Origin of the sequence: Streptomyces rhizosphaerihabitans (assembly GCF_025399795.1) — a bacterium.
Classification (GTDB): domain Bacteria; phylum Actinomycetota; class Actinomycetes; order Streptomycetales; family Streptomycetaceae; genus Streptomyces; species Streptomyces rhizosphaerihabitans.
Genome location: NZ_JAODTZ010000065.1, coordinates 1 through 16,551, shown reverse-complemented (window position 1 = coordinate 16,551; position 16,551 = coordinate 1). Strand labels below are relative to the sequence as shown.

At 71.9% G+C, this 16,551-nt stretch carries 16 protein-coding genes; 6 read left to right on the top strand and 10 right to left on the bottom strand.

Annotated elements, in window-relative coordinates; translation table 11 throughout:
• Nucleotides 1-241: 241 nt before the first annotated feature.
• Entirely contained in the window at nucleotides 242-880 is a 639-nt protein-coding gene (locus N4G66_RS39575; protein ID WP_261709143.1) for a uridine kinase family protein, read from the bottom strand.
• A 220-nt stretch (nucleotides 881-1,100) separates the two neighbouring features.
• On the opposite strand from N4G66_RS39575, the gene N4G66_RS39570 reads away from it, so the two are divergent.
• Nucleotides 1,101-1,508 (top strand): hypothetical protein, encoded by a 408-nt coding sequence (locus N4G66_RS39570; RefSeq protein ID WP_261709142.1) that lies wholly within the window; start codon nucleotides 1,101-1,103, stop codon nucleotides 1,506-1,508.
• 233 nt (nucleotides 1,509-1,741) lie between these two features.
• On the opposite strand, the gene N4G66_RS39565 is transcribed toward N4G66_RS39570, so the two are convergent.
• The 4 genes from N4G66_RS39565 to N4G66_RS39550 all read right to left on the bottom strand — a co-directional run bounded on the left by N4G66_RS39565 (nucleotide 1,742) and on the right by N4G66_RS39550 (nucleotide 6,159).
• Nucleotides 1,742-2,647: an aldehyde dehydrogenase family protein gene (locus N4G66_RS39565; RefSeq protein WP_261709141.1), complete on the bottom strand. Its 906-nt coding sequence runs from the start codon at nucleotides 2,645-2,647 to the stop codon at nucleotides 1,742-1,744.
• A complete protein-coding gene (locus N4G66_RS39560; RefSeq protein WP_261709140.1) occupies nucleotides 2,648-4,105 on the bottom strand; it encodes an aldehyde dehydrogenase family protein in 1,458 nt (485 codons plus the stop codon).
• Nucleotides 4,106-4,111: 6 nt separating this feature from the next.
• Entirely contained in the window at nucleotides 4,112-5,107 is a 996-nt protein-coding gene (deoC, locus tag N4G66_RS39555; RefSeq protein WP_261709162.1) for a deoxyribose-phosphate aldolase, read from the bottom strand.
• Between the two features lie 146 nt (nucleotides 5,108-5,253).
• A complete protein-coding gene (locus N4G66_RS39550; RefSeq protein ID WP_261709139.1) occupies nucleotides 5,254-6,159 on the bottom strand; it encodes a class I SAM-dependent methyltransferase in 906 nt (301 codons plus the stop codon).
• A gap of 73 nt (nucleotides 6,160-6,232) precedes the next feature.
• On the opposite strand from N4G66_RS39550, the gene N4G66_RS39545 reads away from it, so the two are divergent.
• The 3 genes from N4G66_RS39545 to N4G66_RS39535 all read left to right on the top strand — a co-directional run bounded on the left by N4G66_RS39545 (nucleotide 6,233) and on the right by N4G66_RS39535 (nucleotide 8,088).
• Nucleotides 6,233-6,673: a helix-turn-helix domain-containing protein gene (locus N4G66_RS39545; RefSeq protein WP_261709138.1), complete on the top strand. Its 441-nt coding sequence runs from the start codon at nucleotides 6,233-6,235 to the stop codon at nucleotides 6,671-6,673.
• A 52-nt stretch (nucleotides 6,674-6,725) separates the two neighbouring features.
• A complete protein-coding gene (locus N4G66_RS39540; protein ID WP_261709137.1) occupies nucleotides 6,726-7,403 on the top strand; it encodes a PH domain-containing protein in 678 nt (225 codons plus the stop codon).
• A 274-nt stretch (nucleotides 7,404-7,677) separates the two neighbouring features.
• The gene (locus N4G66_RS39535; protein WP_261709136.1) at nucleotides 7,678-8,088 is read left to right on the top strand and encodes a PH domain-containing protein; all 411 of its coding nucleotides are present in this window, start codon (nucleotides 7,678-7,680) and stop codon (nucleotides 8,086-8,088) included.
• Between the two features lie 78 nt (nucleotides 8,089-8,166).
• On the opposite strand, the gene N4G66_RS39530 is transcribed toward N4G66_RS39535, so the two are convergent.
• The 4 genes from N4G66_RS39530 to N4G66_RS39515 form a co-directional block, all read right to left on the bottom strand.
• Nucleotides 8,167-9,387 (bottom strand): hypothetical protein, encoded by a 1,221-nt coding sequence (locus N4G66_RS39530; RefSeq protein ID WP_261709135.1) that lies wholly within the window; start codon nucleotides 9,385-9,387, stop codon nucleotides 8,167-8,169.
• Between the two features lie 174 nt (nucleotides 9,388-9,561).
• Entirely contained in the window at nucleotides 9,562-11,193 is a 1,632-nt protein-coding gene (locus N4G66_RS39525) for a phospho-sugar mutase (RefSeq protein ID WP_261709134.1), read from the bottom strand.
• Between the two features lie 84 nt (nucleotides 11,194-11,277).
• Nucleotides 11,278-12,102, bottom strand: a complete 825-nt coding sequence (locus tag N4G66_RS39520; RefSeq protein ID WP_261709133.1) for a purine-nucleoside phosphorylase — start codon at nucleotides 12,100-12,102, stop codon at nucleotides 11,278-11,280.
• A gap of 285 nt (nucleotides 12,103-12,387) precedes the next feature.
• Nucleotides 12,388-12,825, bottom strand: a complete 438-nt coding sequence (locus N4G66_RS39515; protein ID WP_261709132.1) for a gamma-glutamylcyclotransferase — start codon at nucleotides 12,823-12,825, stop codon at nucleotides 12,388-12,390.
• A gap of 107 nt (nucleotides 12,826-12,932) precedes the next feature.
• Here N4G66_RS39515 and N4G66_RS39510 point away from each other — a divergent pair, with 107 nt between their 5' ends.
• Together N4G66_RS39510 and N4G66_RS39505 are read left to right on the top strand one after the other, a co-directional pair.
• Nucleotides 12,933-14,381 carry an NAD(P)H-quinone dehydrogenase gene (locus N4G66_RS39510; protein WP_261709131.1) on the top strand — a complete coding sequence of 483 codons (1,449 nt, stop codon included), beginning with the start codon at nucleotides 12,933-12,935 and terminating at the stop codon, nucleotides 14,379-14,381.
• A gap of 203 nt (nucleotides 14,382-14,584) precedes the next feature.
• The gene (locus N4G66_RS39505) at nucleotides 14,585-15,517 is read left to right on the top strand and encodes a DeoR/GlpR family DNA-binding transcription regulator (protein WP_391858966.1); all 933 of its coding nucleotides are present in this window, start codon (nucleotides 14,585-14,587) and stop codon (nucleotides 15,515-15,517) included.
• A 57-nt stretch (nucleotides 15,518-15,574) separates the two neighbouring features.
• On the opposite strand, the gene N4G66_RS39500 is transcribed toward N4G66_RS39505, so the two are convergent.
• A complete protein-coding gene (locus tag N4G66_RS39500; protein ID WP_261709129.1) occupies nucleotides 15,575-16,120 on the bottom strand; it encodes a TetR/AcrR family transcriptional regulator in 546 nt (181 codons plus the stop codon).
• Nucleotides 16,121-16,551 lie beyond the last annotated feature (431 nt).

Sequence of the window (16,551 nt, the reverse complement as noted above, 5' to 3'; positions counted from 1 at the left end):
GGTCACGGGGAGCCAACCGTGTCACGGGGGACCACGGGGGAAAGCACGGGGGAAACGGAAGAAGGTCCAGGCGGACGGGGGTTCGCCTGGACCTCTTTTCGTTGCCCGGGAGCCGGTGGGCCCGCCCGCAACGGGGGTTGGGCCCGCAGGCTCGCGAGGAGACCGACGTACCGAGCCGGGGGTGGACCGGGCACGCCGGGCGCCGTCCGCTCGGCGCGGGGCTTTCGCTACGCGGCTTTCGCTACGCGGCTGTCGCGCGGGTGGACGCCCGTCGTCCGGCCGCGGCGGCCGTCAGCCGGCCGAGTGCCTCGTCCCTGTCGCAGGGGTGGGCTCCCAGGGCCGCCTGGCGGGCCACGATGGAGCGCTCGGCGCGCATCAGCCGCCAGCCACGCCGCAGCAGGAAGGGCACCGATTTGCGGCCCTCCTTCAGATCCCGCACGAAGCGTCGCCGGAACGTGGTGACCGCGCCCCGGGACAGGCACAGCGCGTCGGCGAGCACGCCGAGTTCACGGCACCGCTCGACGATCTCGGCGGCGAAGATCCCCTCCGCGATGAACAGCGGTGCCCGCTCGATGCTCAGGGCCTCGGTCCCGGTGCGGGCGCTCATCGAGATGTCGTAGACGGGGATGGTCGTACGTCCCGTACGGCACAGTTCCCCGATCGCGGCGACGGCGGTGTCCGCGTCCCAGGACAGCGGGTGGTCCCAGTCGATGTCCTCGCTGCCCTCGACCTGGGGCAGCGTCGGGTCCGTGCCCTCCTTGTAGAAGTCGTCGAGGCGCAGCACGGGGAGCTTGGAGTCGGCGGCGAGAAGGGACTTCCCGGAGCCGGACGGGCCGCAGAGCAGCACCACGCGGGCGGGTATCGGGGGAGGGGAACCCAATGGTCTGTACCTTCTGTGACAGGTCCGGCGGCGCCGCGCGTCGGCGCGGCTCCCGGCCATTATCCCCGGCTCCGGAGCTCGGGCCGACTGGCGCTGATATGCCTGTTGACCCGCAGGGGCGAATCCATCGCCAGTACCGCCCCGGAGGCGATCCCGGTCAACTACTCTGCGTGTCGCTTCACTTGCTCTCCGCTCTCCGCTAGTCAAAGAGGAAAACCTGATGGCGCGACACGCAGCCCCGCAGAACACCCTGGCCCGCACGGCCGCGCGGATCGCCGTGGCGGTCGGCGTGGCCGCTGCCGGTGCGGCCGCGGCCTCCCCGGCCTTCGCGGGCATGGCCCCCGTCGTGGACGCCCTGCGCACCCGGCCCGCCTCGCTCGGCGACGTCGACCCGCAGGCGGGCCTCCAGGCCCTGACCGGCACCGTGGGGTATGTCACGGGCCCTGTCGAGGGACTCAAGCCCAACCCGCTGGCCGGCACCGGCGTGGACCCGCTCGACAACGGCGTGGGCACCCAGGTCGCCGACTTCAAACCGCTGTCCTCACAGGCGCTCACCGGGCCGGTGGCGCAGGCGCAGTCGGTCGGCGACATTCCGGTGCTGGGGCAGATGACCGGACTCCTGCACTGAAGCTCCCGCACGGGCCGTCGGCGGCCCTGGGCATGAGAGAGCCGCGCTCCCCCTGGACGGAGGGGAAGCGCGGCTCCCTCGTGCGCGGGGCCCCGGGGACACGGATCGGGGCCCCGACATCTCAGCGCGTCATCTCAGCGCGTCGACGCGGCGCGTGGCGGGCGGAGACGGCTCAGTAGGACGAGCCCGAGGCGCCCAGGGAGCCCGTCGGGTGCCAGACCGTCTTGGTCTCCTCAGTAGGACGAGCCCGAGGCGCCCAGGGAGCCCGTCGGGTGCCAGACCGTCTTGGTCTCCAGGAAGGCCGTGAGGCGCTCGGTGCCGGGAGTCCGCGCGTAATCCACAGGCTGTGGACGAAGAACGCGCTTCAGGTTGTCCGCGGCCGCGATCTCCAGCTCCTTGGCCAGTACGTCGTCCGCGCCGGCGAGGTCGATCGCGTTGACGTCCTGGTGCGCGGCCAGCGGGGCCGCGATCTCCGAAGTCCGTCCGGACAGGATGTTGACGACCCCGCCCGGCACGTCGGAGGTGGCCAGCACCTCGCCCAGCGACAGCGCCGGGAGCGGGGACTTCTCGCTGGCGATCACGATCACCGTGTTGCCGGTGGCGATCACCGGGGCGATCACCGACACCAGGCCGAGGAACGACGACTCCTGAGGGGCGAGCACGGTGACGACACCGGTCGGCTCCGGGGAGGACAGGTTGAAGAACGGGCCCGCGACCGGGTTCCCGCCGCCCACGACCTGGGCGATCTTGTCGGTCCAGCCCGCGTACCAGACCCAGCGGTCGATCGCCGCGTCGACGACGGCAGCCGCCTTCGCCTTCGACAGGCCCTCCGCGTCGGCCACTTCGCGGACGAACTGCTCCTTGCGGCCCTCCAGCATCTCGGCGACGCGGTACAGGATCTGCCCGCGGTTGTACGCCGTCGCGCCGGACCAGCCGCCGAACGCCTTGCGCGCGGCGACGACCGCGTCACGGGCGTCCTTGCGGCTCGACTGCGGAGCGTTCGCCAGCCACTTGCCCTTGGAGTCGGTCACCTCGTACACCCGGCCGCTCTCGGAACGCGGGAACTTGCCGCCCACGTACAGCTTGTAGGTCTTGAAGACGCTCAGACGCTGCTGCTCGGACTTCTCGGCTGCACTCATTTAACGCTCGCCCTCCGGGCTCGACGGGGCGAGGTACGCCTCCAGGCCGTGACGACCGCCCTCGCGGCCGAAGCCCGACTCCTTGTATCCGCCGAACGGCGAGGTCGGGTCGAACTTGTTGAACGTGTTGGACCAGATGACGCCCGCGCGGAGCTTGCTCGCGACGGCGAGGATGCGGGAGCCCTTCTCGGTCCAGATGCCCGCGGAGAGGCCGTACGGGGAGTTGTTGGCCTTGGCGACCGCCTCGTCCGGGGTGCGGAACGTGAGGACGGACAGCACCGGGCCGAAGATCTCGTCGCGGGCGATGGTGTGCGCCTGCGTGACGTTCGTGAAGAGCGTCGGGGCGAACCAGTAGCCGGACGACGGGAGTTCGCAGGCCGGGGACCAGCGCTCGGCGCCCTCCGCCTCGCCCTGGTCGACGAGCGTGGTGATGCGGGAGAGCTGCTCGGCGGAGTTGATCGCGCCGATGTCCGTGTTCTTGTCGAGCGGGTCGCCGAGGCGCAGGGTCGACAGACGGCGCTTGAGCGAGTCGAGCAGCTCGTCGTGGATCGACTCCTGGACCAGCAGACGGGAACCCGCGCAGCAGACCTGGCCCTGGTTGAAGAAGATGCCGCTGACGATGCCCTCGACGGCCTGGTCGATCGGGGCGTCGTCGAAGACGATGTTCGCGCCCTTGCCGCCCAGTTCGAGCGTGACCTTCTTGTGCGAGCCCGCGATCTGGCGGGCGATCGCCTTGCCGACGGCGGTGGAGCCGGTGAAGGCCACCTTGTCCACGTCCGGGTGCGCGACGAGGGCCGCGCCCGCGTCGCCGTACCCGGGAAGGATGTTGACGACGCCCCTGGGCAGGCCCGCCTGGCGGCAGATGTCCGCGAAGAACAGCGCCGACAGGGGCGTGGTCTCGGCGGGCTTCAGGACGACCGTGTTGCCGGTCGCGAGGGCCGGGGCGATCTTCCAGGCCAGCATCAGCAGCGGGAAGTTCCACGGGATGACCTGGCCGGCGACGCCCAGCGGGCGCGGGTTCGCGCCGAAGCCCGCGTGGTCCAGCTTGTCGGCCCAGCCCGCGTAGTAGAAGAAGTGCGCGGCGACCAGGGGGAGGTCCGCGTCGCGGGTCTCCTTGATCGGCTTGCCGTTGTCCAGAGTCTCCAGGACGGCCAGCTCGCGGCTGCGCTCCTGGATGATCCGCGCGATGCGGAACAGGTACTTGGCGCGCTCGGAGCCCGGCAGCGCGGACCACTTCACGAAGGCCTTGCGGGCGGCCTTCACCGCGCGGTCGACGTCCGCCTCGCCCGCCTGGGCGATCTCGGAGAGGACCTCTTCGGTGGAGGGGGAGACGGTCTTGAAGACCTTGCCCTCGGCGGCCTCGACGAACTCACCGTCGATGAACAGGCCGTAGGAGGGGGCGATGTCGACGACGGAGCGGGACTCGGGCGCCGGTGCGTATTCGAATGCGGAAGCCATGATGGATCAGTCCACCGTCACGTAGTCGGGGCCGGAGTAGCGGCCGGTGGCCAGCTTCTGACGCTGCATCAGCAGGTCGTTCAGGAGCGAGGACGCGCCGAAGCGGAACCAGTGGTTGTCCAGCCAGTCCTCGCCCGCCGTCTCGTTCACCACGACCAGGAACTTGATGGCGTCCTTGGTGGTGCGGATGCCGCCGGCCGGCTTCACGCCGACCTGCACGCCGGTCTGGGCGCGGAAGTCGCGGACGGCCTCCAGCATCAGCAGTGTGTTCGCGGGCGTCGCGTTCACGGCCACCTTGCCGGTGGAGGTCTTGATGAAGTCGGCCCCGGCCAGCATGCCGAGCCAGCTCGCCCGCCGGATGTTGTCGTACGTCGACAGCTCGCCGGTCTCGAAGATGACCTTCAGGCGGGCGGCGCCCGAGGCCTCCTTCACGGCGACGATCTCGTCGTACACCTTCAAGTATCTGCCCGCGAGGAACGCCCCGCGGTCGATGACCATGTCGATCTCGTCGGCGCCCGCGGCGACCGCGTCGCGCACGTCGGCCAGCTTCACGGGGAGCGCGGCGCGGCCCGCCGGGAACGCGGTCGCGACGGAGGCGACCTTCACGCCGGAACCGGCGACGGCCTCCTTCGCGACGGCCACCATGTCGGGATAGACGCAGACCGCCGCCGTGGTGGGCGCCGTGCGGTCGGTCGGGTCCGGGAGCACCGCCTTGGCGCCGAGCGCCCGGACCTTGCCCGGGGTGTCCGCGCCTTCCAGCGTCGTCAGGTCGACCATCGAGATGGCGAGGTCGATGGCGTACGCCTTCGCGGTGGTCTTGATGGAACGGGTGCCGAGCGAGGCGGCTCGCGCCTCCAGGCCGACCGGGTCGACGCCGGGCAGCCCGTGGAGGAAGCGGCGCAGCGTGCTGTCGGACGCGGTCACGTCGCCGAGTGCGTGGGTGGGGGCACCACCCTGCTCGAGCGGAGTCGAGAGCTTGGGGGAGGGTGCAGAGGTGGGCATGGTCACCAGACGAGCATATCTACGCGCGTAGCGGCTGTACAGCCCCGGGTACGACCGAGGGTTTTCTTGCCCGCCGGGGAAGGTTCCTGGACGGCGGGGCGAATGCGCTCACGTGGGGGAACGGGGAGTAACGGGGAGTAGGGGTTCTACCCGGCGGGGATGGGGCCGGATGCGTGGGCGTCGATCTGCCAGCAGGCCGCTGTGAAGCGGACCTCTGCGCCGTGTACGAACGGGTCGAACGCGGCACGGACCGTGTCGACGACCCGCGCCCGGGTCCGTTCGTCCGTCCCGGGCAGGGCGAGGCCGACCGGGCCGAACCGGCTGAAGTACGGGATCAGCCTCGCCTCGGGCAGGACGCAGGTCGCGTCGACGGGCCGGATGCCGATCCCGGCCCACCCGCTCTCCTCCAGCAGACGGCGCACCCTGTCCGCGTCCGCCAGCGCGAACTGACCCGGTGCGTCCGGCCGGCGCTCCGGGAGGTCCGGCAGGAGCGGTGCCGCGGCGCGTTCGGCCGTCGTCATGAACGGGTTCTCCGCGATGTCGCGCCAGACGATGAACCGCAGTCCGGCGTTCTCCTTCGCGGCCCGACGCAGGTTGGTGAAGGCCTGTACCGGGTCCTCGAAGAACATGACACCGAAACGCGAGACGACCGCGTCGAAGGCCGCGGGTCCGAAAACGTGGTCCTGGGCATCGGCCCGGACGAAGGAGGCCCGCGCGCCCTCCCGCGCCGCACGGGCTCGGGCGGCCTCCACCATCGGTTCGGAGATGTCGACGCCGACACACTCGCCCTCGGCGCCGAGCCGCCGCGCGAGGGCCACCGTCGTGCCGCCCGTGCCGCAGCCGACATCGAGCACCCGGCCCCCCTGCCCGGCCGGAACCGCCTCGACTAGCAGCTCCTCCAGCGGCGCGAACAACGCGTCCACGACGTCCTGGGCCTCGACCCAGGCGTTCCCGGCGGGGCCGTTCCAGCGTCTGGCCTGCTCGTCTTCCACCTTGCCGTCCGCCCTTCCGTCCCTGTCGTCCCTGTCGTCCGCCCTGCGGATGGGTCCCATGACGCCTCCTTCGCTTGCCCTCATGATGCGAAGATGACACCGTCCTACTTCAAGCCGACTTGAGGTCAAGAGGATGCCGGACCTGGATATCGCCGAAGTGGCGCGGCGCGCCAAAGTGCCCGCCTCGACCCTGCGGTTTTACGAGGAGAAGGGGCTGATCGCCCCGACCGGCCGACGCGGGCTGCGCCGGCAGTTCGACCCCGGCGTGCTGGAACGGCTGGCACTGATCGCCCTCGGGCGCTCCGCCGGCTTCTCGCTGGACGAGATCGCCCGGATGTTCGCGCCGGACGGGCGCCCGCGGATCGACCGTCAGGTCCTCGCCGACAAGGCCGACGAGCTGGACCGGACGATCCGCGAACTCGGTGTACTGCGGGACTCCCTGCGGCACGCCGCCGCCTGCCCCGCGCCGAGCCACCTGGAATGCCCGACCTTCCGCCGGATTCTGGGGGCCGCCGTGTCCGGCGCGGTCGCGGTGCCGGGGAAGCGGGCCGGGCGAGGGCTTTCGCGACCGTAGTGAGACCCCACCGAGCTCAAGCGCGTGGCACATGTCGTGCACAATCGGGACCATGACCACCCCCGACCACCAGTCACCCCTTCCGGACGCCTCGCGACCCGAGGCCAGGGACCGGATCTACCGGTCGCCCGCCGGTATCGCGGGCGGCGTCCTCCTCCTGTTCATCGTGGGCTGGCTCGGCGTCGATGCGCTGATCTCCGGACACGGCCGCACCCCCTGGCTGGCGCTCGCCGGGCTGATCCTCGTCGTCCCCGTGGTGGCCGCCTTCACGCTGCGCCCCGCGGTCTACGCGAACGAGGACCGGCTGCGCATCCGCAACCCTCTCCGCGTGATCGTGCTCCCCTGGGGCAAGGTCGCCTCGCTGCGCTCGCACTACTCGAACGAGGTGGTCGACACCTCCGGCACGAAGTACCAGCTCTGGGCGGTGCCCGTGTCGCTGCGCGCACGCAAGAAGGCGGCCAGGCCGCCGGTGCCGGGCAGGGCCGGTGGCGGAGGTGAGGGCCGTCTGTCGTCGCTGGGCCGTCCGTCCGCCCTCGGCCGGGGCGCCGCCACGGACGCGCCGACCCGACCCGACGCCGACCGGGTCATGAACGAGCTGCGCGAGCTGGCCGAGGCCAGGGCAACGGCGGACGGCGCGCAGGGCGAGGTCACGGTGCGCTGGGCGTACGAGGTGATGGGCCCCGCGCTCGCCGGCGCCGTCGTACTCGCGATCCTGCTGGCCACGGGCTGACGAAACCCTTCGCGGGGCCGTGCCCCGCGAAGGCCGCGACCGCCGTTCCCCCGCCCGGAGACGAAGCCGAGGGCCTGCTGCACCACCGCCCCCGTGGTCCGAGTCTCTGGGAAACGATGAACACCGACGTCCGGCGGACACCGCCCGCCACCGCGATACCCGACGGCTGCCTTCCCTGGGGCGCGGAACACACCCACCGCTGGACGCGGGTACTGCCGCCGGGCTGGACAGCGGTGCGACGGGTCGGGCTCCGGGTCAGATCGTCATCTTCCTCATGGGCCTGTACGGCGCGTTCCGCATCCCGGTGAAGCTGTGCTGGCGCGTCACCGCCGACCGCACCGGGCTCTGGCTGAACGGCCTGCGCGGGACCACCCACATCCCGTGGGACGACGTCCGCTCGGTCCGCCGGGAGTCCGTCGAACTCAAGCTGCGCTGGCGCGGTGGCGGGGCCTGGACGGTCGCCGCGCCCCGCTGGGCCTGGTTCCAGCGCCGTCGGGGTGTGACCCATCCGTACGACGCCCTGGCCGCCGAGGTCACCGCCATGCACACCGACCCCGCCCTGCGCCCCACCGGCGACAGCGAGGAGCGCGAGCGGGGGCGCCCCTTGTGGCCGCTGGCGTTGCCGTTCGTCCTGGTGTGGCTGACGGCCGTGCTGGCCGGCCTTATGGGGTTCCTGGACGGGTGAGCCGAGGTGTGACGGCCGGAGATCCCGCGACACGACGGTGGGTCGGGGCCGCGTGGAGGTGGTACCCGACAAGGGCGTCTAGGGCGCGCTCGGCCACACCAGGACCATGTACGCGCCGCAGTACGCCGAACCGAGCACCGCGGTCGTGAGGAACAGTGTCCGGGAGCGGCGTGAGGCGCGGGCCAGGTGCAGGGCGAGGGGGAGCAGCAGAGGGAAGCCGGGGAGCAGGAAGCGGGCGCGCGGGAAGTAGACGCCGCCGCTGCCCAGGACGATCAGCAGCAGGATCCCGGTGAAGACCAGCAGCGGGAGCGGCTGGCGGTCCCCCGCGGAGAGCCCGTACAGCATCACCGCCGTCAGCAGGGTCACCGTCACCATGATCAGGAACAGCTCGGGCGACGAGTTCTGCGCCAGCACCTCCCGCATCCGGCGCACGGTCTCCGCGCCGCCGTCCCATTCGTTGTGCCACAGCCGCTGCACGGCGAAGTAGCCGTCCCAGCGGCCCAGCCGCAGGCCCACCCAGCCCACGTACGCGAGCCAGCCGGCCGGCGCCAGGGCGGCCGCCGCGAGCGCCCGGACCGAGAAGCCCCGGCGCAGCGACAGCAGCGCGGTCACGGCGACGGCGCCGGCCACCGCGACCCCGGTGGGCCGGGTCAGTCCCGCCAGCGCCGCCAGGGAGGCCGCCCACAGCAGACGGCCGGTGAGCACCGCGTACAGGGCCCACGCGGCGAACGCCGTGAACAGCGACTCCGTGTAGCCCATCCACTCGACCAGACCCACCGGCAGGGCCGCCCACAGCACGGTCAGCAGCACCCCCACGCGGCGGCCGTGCAGGTGACTGCCCACCGCGTGGACGCCCCACGCGGCGAGGAACGAGCTTCCGACCGCGATCACCAGCCCGGTCGTCGCCCGCGAGCCGGGTGTCAGGGCCGCGACCGCCTTGACCAGGACCGGGTAGAGCGGGAAGAAGGCCAGGTTGTTCGCGTCGAACGCGTGGCCCAGATGGTGTGCGTAGCCGTGGTCGGCGATGCCGAGGTACCAGTCCGCGTCCCACTGCGCCGCGAGGATCGGCCAGACTCCGTGATGCCTGCGGTGGGCCCAGAGCGCGAGCGTGATCAGGCCGGTGAGACGGACGGCCGCGTAGGCGAGGAGGGCGGGGGCCGCGTGCCGCAGAGAGGCGCGGACCGTGGCGTGGAGGCCGCAGGCGCCCGGCGCGCGCCGGGCGGTCGGAACGCCGGGGGCGCTCCCGCCCGGGGCGCCGCGGGGCGGGGCGGACGTCGGCCGGGAATCGGTCGAGGGCACGCGGCAGCTCCTGGGACTCGACGGTGCGCTAGGGGTAACCGTTCCTCGGTCATCCGGTGGCGCACGGGAGCGCTGCGTCAACTGCCATGCGGAAATCACCCGTAAGAGGGCGGACGTGCGTGTCAGCACCCGGCGGGAGGCGGCGTACGGGCCGCCTTCCGCCGGGGCGGGGGCTCAGATGCCGGCCGCGGCCGACAGGTCCCGCTTGATCGCCGTCAGCAGCCCGGCGGCCTTCGCGTGGGCCGCCGGGAGGTCGGCGTGGGCGCCGACGGGCACCACGACCTCCAGATAGCACTTCAGCTTGGGCTCGGTGCCGCTCGGGCGGACGATGACCCGGGCGCCGTCCAGGGTGTAGCGCAGACCGTCCGTGGGCGGCAGCCGGTCCGTTCCTTGGGCCAGGTCCTCGGCCTTGGTGACGGCCAGACCCGCGAGCTCCGTGGGCGGCTGCTCGCGCAGCCGGCGCATGGCGTTCGCGATGACCGAGAGGTCCTCCACCCGGACCGAGAGCTGGTCGGTGGCGTGCAGCCCGTACGCGACCGCGATGTCGTCGAGCAGATCGAGCAGGGTCCGGCCCCGCTCCTTGAGCTCGGAGGCCAGCTCGGTGATGAGGAGGGCGGCGGTGATGCCGTCCTTGTCGCGTACGCCGTCGGGGTCGACGCAGTAGCCGAGCGCCTCCTCGTACCCGTACCGCAGACCCTCCACGCGGGCGATCCACTTGAAGCCGGTGAGCGTCTCCTCGTACGGCAGCCCCGCGCCCTCGGCGATCCGGCCGAGCAGCGAGGAGGAGACGATCGACTCGGCGAAGACGCCGCGCGCGCCCCGCCGCACCAGGTGTTCGGCGAGCAGCGCGCCGACCTCGTCGCCGCGCAGCATCCGCCAGTCGGCGCCGGACTTCACGGCCACGGCGCACCGGTCGGCGTCCGGGTCGTTGGCGATGATCAGGTCGGGTTCCGCCGCGCGGGCCGCCGCGAAGGCGAGGTCCATCGCGCCGGGCTCCTCCGGGTTGGGGAAGGCCACGGTCGGGAAGTCCGGGTCCGGCTCGGCCTGTTCGGCGACGAGCACCGGCTCCGGGAAGCCGGCCCGGGCGAAGGCCGCGAGCAGGACGTCCTTGCCGACGCCGTGCATGGCCGTGTAGACGGTGCGGGCGGTACGCGGCGAGCCCTCGGCCAGTACGGCGTCCGTACGGGCCAGATAGGCGTCCAGGACGCCCTCGTCGAGGGTCTCCCAGCCGGAGTCGGGGCGGGGCACGTCGGCGAGCGCGCGGACCGCGTCGATCTCGGCGGCGATCTCCGCGTCGGCCGGCGGGACGATCTGCGAACCGTCGCCGAGGTAGACCTTGTAGCCGTTGTCGCGGGGCGGGTTGTGGCTGGCGGTGACCTCCACGCCCGCGACCGCGCCGAGGTGCCGTATGGCGTAGGCGAGGACGGGAGTGGGCAGCGGCCGGGGCAGGACGGCGGCGCGCAGGCCCGCGCCCGTCATCACGGCCGCCGTGTCCCGGGCGAAGTCCGCGGACTTGTGGCGGGCGTCGTAGCCGATCACCACGAGGCCGCCGGTCTGTCCCTGGGCCTTGAGATACGCGGCGAGTCCGGCCGCGGCCCGGATGACCACCGAGCGGTTCATCCGCATCGGTCCCGCACCGAGTTCACCGCGCAGGCCCGCGGTGCCGAACTGGAGCGTGCCGCCGAAGCGGGCGGCCAGCTCGGTGACGTCCTCCGCTTCGACGAGCTTGGCGAGCTCGTCACGGGTCTCCGCGTCGGGGTCCTCGGCCAGCCACGCCTTGGCCCGCGCGATGAGTTCGTCCTGCACCTCGGGTGCACCTCTCTTCGGTCGTACGGTTCCGTGTACCCCGGGCCGTTCCGCACCCTGCGCCGGGGGTGAACACCCTGTCGCCTACAGACGATCCAGTACTCGGGTCAGGAGTTCCCCCATGCGCGCGGCCGAGTCGCGGCCCGCCTGGAGGACTTCCTCGTGATTGAGGGGCTCGCCCGTCATACCGGCGGCGAGGTTGGTGACGAGGGAGATGCCGAGCACCTCGGCGCCCGCCTCGCGCGCGGCGATGGCTTCGAGCGTCGTCGACATGCCCACCAGGTCGGCCCCGATGACCCGGGCCATGCGGATCTCGGCGGGCGTCTCGTAGTGCGGGCCGGGGAACTGCGCGTAGACGCCCTCCTCCAGGGAGGGGTCGACCTCCTTGCACAGCGCGCGCAGCCGCGGCGAGTACAGGTCGGTGAGGTCGACGAAGTTCGCGCCGATGATCGGCGAGGTGGCCGTCAGGTTGATGTGGTCGCTGATCAGCACGGGCTGGCCGGGGCGCATGCCCTCGCGCAGACCGCCGCAGCCGTTGGTGAGGACGATGGTCTTGCAGCCGGCGGCGACGGCGGTGCGTACGCCGTGCGCGACGGCGGCGACCCCGCGGCCCTCGTAGAAGTGGGTGCGGCCGAGGAAGACCAGGGCGCGCTTGTCGCCGATCCGGTACGAGCGGATCGTGCCGCCGTGGCCCTCGACCGCCGGCGGCGGGAAGCCGGGCAGCTCGGTGACCGGGAACTCGGCCTCGGGGGTGCCGAGGGCGTCCACGGCGGGAGCCCAGCCGGAGCCCATCACGAGGGCGACGTCATGGGTCTCGGCGCCCGTGAGCTCGCGCAGGCGCGTGGCGGCGGCGTCAGCGGCGGCATGGGGGTCGCCCTGGATGTCGTCCGGAAGAAGAGATGCGTTCACGCGCAAGAGGGTAGCCGGTCTGGGCCTACGCGCGTAGATGACGGAGCTCACGGTCTTGCGATCGTTGTCTTGTCGTTTCCGACAAAGGGATGAGGCGGAGGGGGACGCGAGAGCACCCTCGAGACCGGGCGGGACCGGTGGGTGGGTGGGGGAGACGCCGCGGAGCGGCGGGGTGAACGCGGGCACCCCTGCGGCGGAGCGAGACGGGCGGGTCGGTGAGAAAAACCGCCGCGGAGCGGCAAGGATCCGCCGCGGAGCGGCGGCGCGCACCGGTGGGAGCAGGCTTCAGCAGGGTCGCTTGCGGAGCTCCATGACGTAGTCGTGCGGAGCTCCCGCCGACTCGGCGGCATCCGCGAGCTCGCCCAGATAACGCGCCGAGGGCAGTCCCCCCTCGTACCCGTTCAGTACGTAGACCCATGCGGCTTCCTCACCCTCCAGCGTGTGCACTCGTACACGCATCCGGCGGTAGACGTCGAGGCCGACGCCCTCCCAGCGGTCCATGGAGTCCTCGTCCAGTGGTGCGATGTCGTACAGCGCCACGAAGACCTGGGACCGCGGCGCCTCGACGATCGTCGCGAGCGCGCCCTCCCAGCCCATGTGCTCGCCACCGAAGGTCAGCCGCCAGCCGTTCAGCCAGCCCGTGGCGCGCAGCGGCGAATGCGGTGCGCGGCGCGTCATGAGCCGCGGGTCGAGATTGCCGGCGTACGCGGCGTAGAGCGACATGGGGTCGAGGGTACGGCAGCGACACGTACGCCTCTCGCGTAACAAAGTGGCTCGGATGCCCCGGACTCGGCCCCCCTGGGCGGAAGCACCTTGAAGCGTGCGGGACAATGGAGTACGTGACTCGGATCGTGATCATCGGTGGCGGACCCGGCGGATATGAAGCGGCGCTGGTTGCCGCGCAGCTCGGCGCGGAGGTGACCGTCGTCGACTGCGACGGTCTGGGCGGGGCGTCGGTGCTCACCGACTGCGTGCCGTCGAAGACTCTCATCGCCACGGCCGAGGTGATGACGACCTTCGACTCCTCCTACGAGGAGCTGGGGATCATCGTCGCCGACGACACCCCTCCCATGGAGCAGGCCGCTCGTGTGGTCGGGGTCGACCTCGGCAAGGTCAACCGCCGGGTGAAGCGCCTCGCGCTCGCCCAGTCGCACGACATCACGGCCTCGGTGACCCGCGCCGGCGCCCGCGTCCTGCGCGGACGCGGACGGCTGGAGGGCATGCAGTCGCTGGACGGCTCCCGCAAGGTCGTCGTGAGCGCCGCGGACGGTACCGAGGAGACCCTCACCGCCGACGCCGTGCTCCTCGCCACCGGCGGGCACCCGCGCGAGCTGCCCGACGCGCAGCCCGACGGCGAGCGCATCCTGAACTGGACCCAGGTCTACGACCTCGACGAGCTGCCCGAGGAGCTCATCGTGGTCGGTTCCGGTGTCACGGGCGCCGAGTTCGCCGGTGCCTACCAGGCACTCGGCTCCCGCGTCACGCTCGTCTCCAGCCGCGACCGTGTGCTGCCGGGCGAGGACCCCGACGCCGCCGCCGTCCTGGAGGACGTCTTCCGCCGCCGCGGCATGAACGTCATGGCCCGCTCCCGCGCCGAGTCCGCCAAGCGGGTCGGCGACCGTGTCGAGGTCACGCTCTCCGATGGCCGGGTCATCAGCGGCACGCACTGCCTGATGGCCGTCGGCGCCATCCCGAACAGCACGGGGATGGGCCTGGAGGAGGCCGGCGTCAGGGTCCGCGACTCCGGGCACATCTGGACGGACAGGGTCTCGCGCACGACCGCTCCGGGCGTGTACGCGGCCGGAGACGTGACCGGCGTCTTCGCCCTCGCGTCCGTCGCCGCCATGCAGGGCCGTATCGCCATGTACCACTTCCTCGGCGACGCGGTGGCCCCGCTGAACCTGAAGACGGTCTCCTCGAACGTCTTCACCGACCCCGAGATCGCGACCGTCGGCTACTCCCAGGCGGACGTCGACGCGGGCAAGATCGACGCCCGGGTCGTGAAGCTGCCGCTGCTGCGCAACCCGCGCGCCAAGATGCAGGGCATCCGCGACGGTTTCGTCAAGATCTTCTGCCGCCCCGGCACCGGCATCGTGGTCGGCGGCGTGGTCGTCTCCCCGCACGCCTCGGAGCTGATCCACCCCATCTCGATCGCGGTCGACAACAATCTGACGGTCGAACAGATCGCGAACGCGTTCACCGTGTATCCGTCCCTGTCCGGCTCGATCGCCGAGGTGGCACGGCAGTTGCACACCAGGAAGACCACGAGCGAGAGCTGACACCTCCGGTCGACTCTCCGCTGGTCACGGGGAGTTGGTGACCGTGCGTACGGCATAGGCGGCGCGAGTAGGCGCGTATACCACTGAGTGCCCTGCCGTGCGAACAACTTCTGTTATTCGGCGCAAACTGCTGAAAGCAGACGGTCGTTGGGGTTACTGTCAGTTTCGTGTTCGCTGCAGAACGTCGCCAATTGATCCTCGAAATGGTGCGAGCGAATGGGGCCGTGTCGCTCCGTGAGCTCGCCCGCGTCGTCCAGACCTCCGAAGTGACCGTACGGCGGGACGTGCGCGCACTGGAGGCAGAAGGACTCCTCGACCGCCGGCACGGCGGTGCGGTATTGCCGGGCGGGTTCACGCGGGAGTCCGGCTTTCCGCAGAAATCGCATCTCGCGACCGCCGAGAAGACGGCCATCGCCGATCTCGCCGCGGGTCTCGTCGAAGAAGGCGAGGCCATCGTGGTGGGGGCGGGTACCACCACGCAGGAGCTGGCTCGCCGGCTCGCGCGGGTGCCCGGCCTGACCGTCGTCACCAACTCCCTGCTGGTGGCCCAGGCGTTGGCCCACGCCAACCGTGTGGAGGTCGTGATGACCGGCGGCACCCTGCGCGGTTCCAACTACGCCCTAGTCGGCTCGGGTGCGGAGCAGTCCCTCCAGGGGCTGCGCGTCTCCCGGGCGTTCCTCTCCGGGAGCGGTCTGACCGCAGAGCGCGGACTCTCCACGTCCAACATGCTCTCGGCGTCGGTGGACCGCGCTCTCGTCCAGGCGGCCGCGGAGGTCGTGGTCCTCGCCGACCACACCAAGCTCGGGACGGACACCATGTTCCAGACCGTGCCGACCGACCTCATCACGCGCCTGGTCACGGACGAGCCGCCCGCCCACGACGACCGCGCGGCCACCGAACTGCAGGCCCTGGCCGATCAGGGCGTACAGATCGCGGTGGCCGGGTCATCGGCATCGGGCGGCGCGGGAGGAGATCCGCACCCGGCGGGGCGCCAGCCGCGCCGGGAGGTACCGCTCCCGGGCCCGCGCCGCGGCCAGGTGGTCCCGGGTTCGGGGCCGCAACTACGGAGCGCGACGGTGATGGGCGACCAGCCCCAGGCCGAAAGGGCGCGCGTGGCCGATCTCCGACGCCGCTGAGCGGTGTCGGCGGGCCGCGGGGCCGACGGCCGGGTTTTCTTGTCCGGCCCGGTCGGCTCAGGGCTTCAGGCCGCGCAGGGTCAGGCTCAGCAGACGGTCGGCCAGCGCGGGGTCGTCCGCGGTTTCCTCCGCCGCCAGCGCGATCGCGTTGGTCAGCTGGAGGAGATCACCGATCGAGACGTCGGGGCGTACGGCCCCCGACTCCTGGGCGCGGAGCAGCAGGGCGCTGCCCGCCTCACGCATCGGGCCGCTGCACCGGGCGAGGTGTGAACCGTCGTCCTGTGAGACCGACATGAGGGCGCGTGCGAGCCCTCGGTACTCACCCGCGTGAGTGATGATCTCGCGCAGCCACTCCACCAGGGCGGTGCACGGCTGCGGGGAATCGAGCAGCTCACGCGAGCGGGCCAGCAGATCGTTCACGGCCTCCTCGAAGACCGCGCTCATCAAGGCGTGCCGATTCGGGAAGTGCCGGTACAGCGTGCCGATTCCGACACCCGCGCGCCTGGCCACGTCCTCCAGGGACGCGTCCGTGCCGTGCTCGGCGAACGCGGATCGCGCCTCGGTGAGCAGCCGCCCGTAGTTGCGCCGAGCGTCCGCGCGCATGACGCGCGGCGCTCCTGGACTCGGAGCGGGCCCGGACGTCCCGGCCCGCTCCCCCGCGGTCACGCCCACCATGGCATCCACCTGCCCTCCACCCGCCCTCTCCCACCGCCCGGCTGCGGCTCCAGGATGCCACCGGCAGCTCCCGGACGGACGCCCACGGGTTGCGCGGTGGGCGGCTCGAATCATCATTCCCGGTTGCGCGGACGGGGGATCGAGCGCTGCCCTCAAGGCGAGGGCCGACTCGCACGTCGTCAGGTTCCGTAGGTCGTCATCAGACTCGCCGGCCGTCGTCGGGCTCGTAGGCCGTCGTCGGGATGTACGTCGACGCCCGCACAGCGAAGCGCCCGGCGGGCCGCAGACGCGGTTCGCCGGGCGCTTCGGACGAGAGGGGACGGGTGAGTCACCCGCCGGTGTCACTCAGTCCGTGTCGC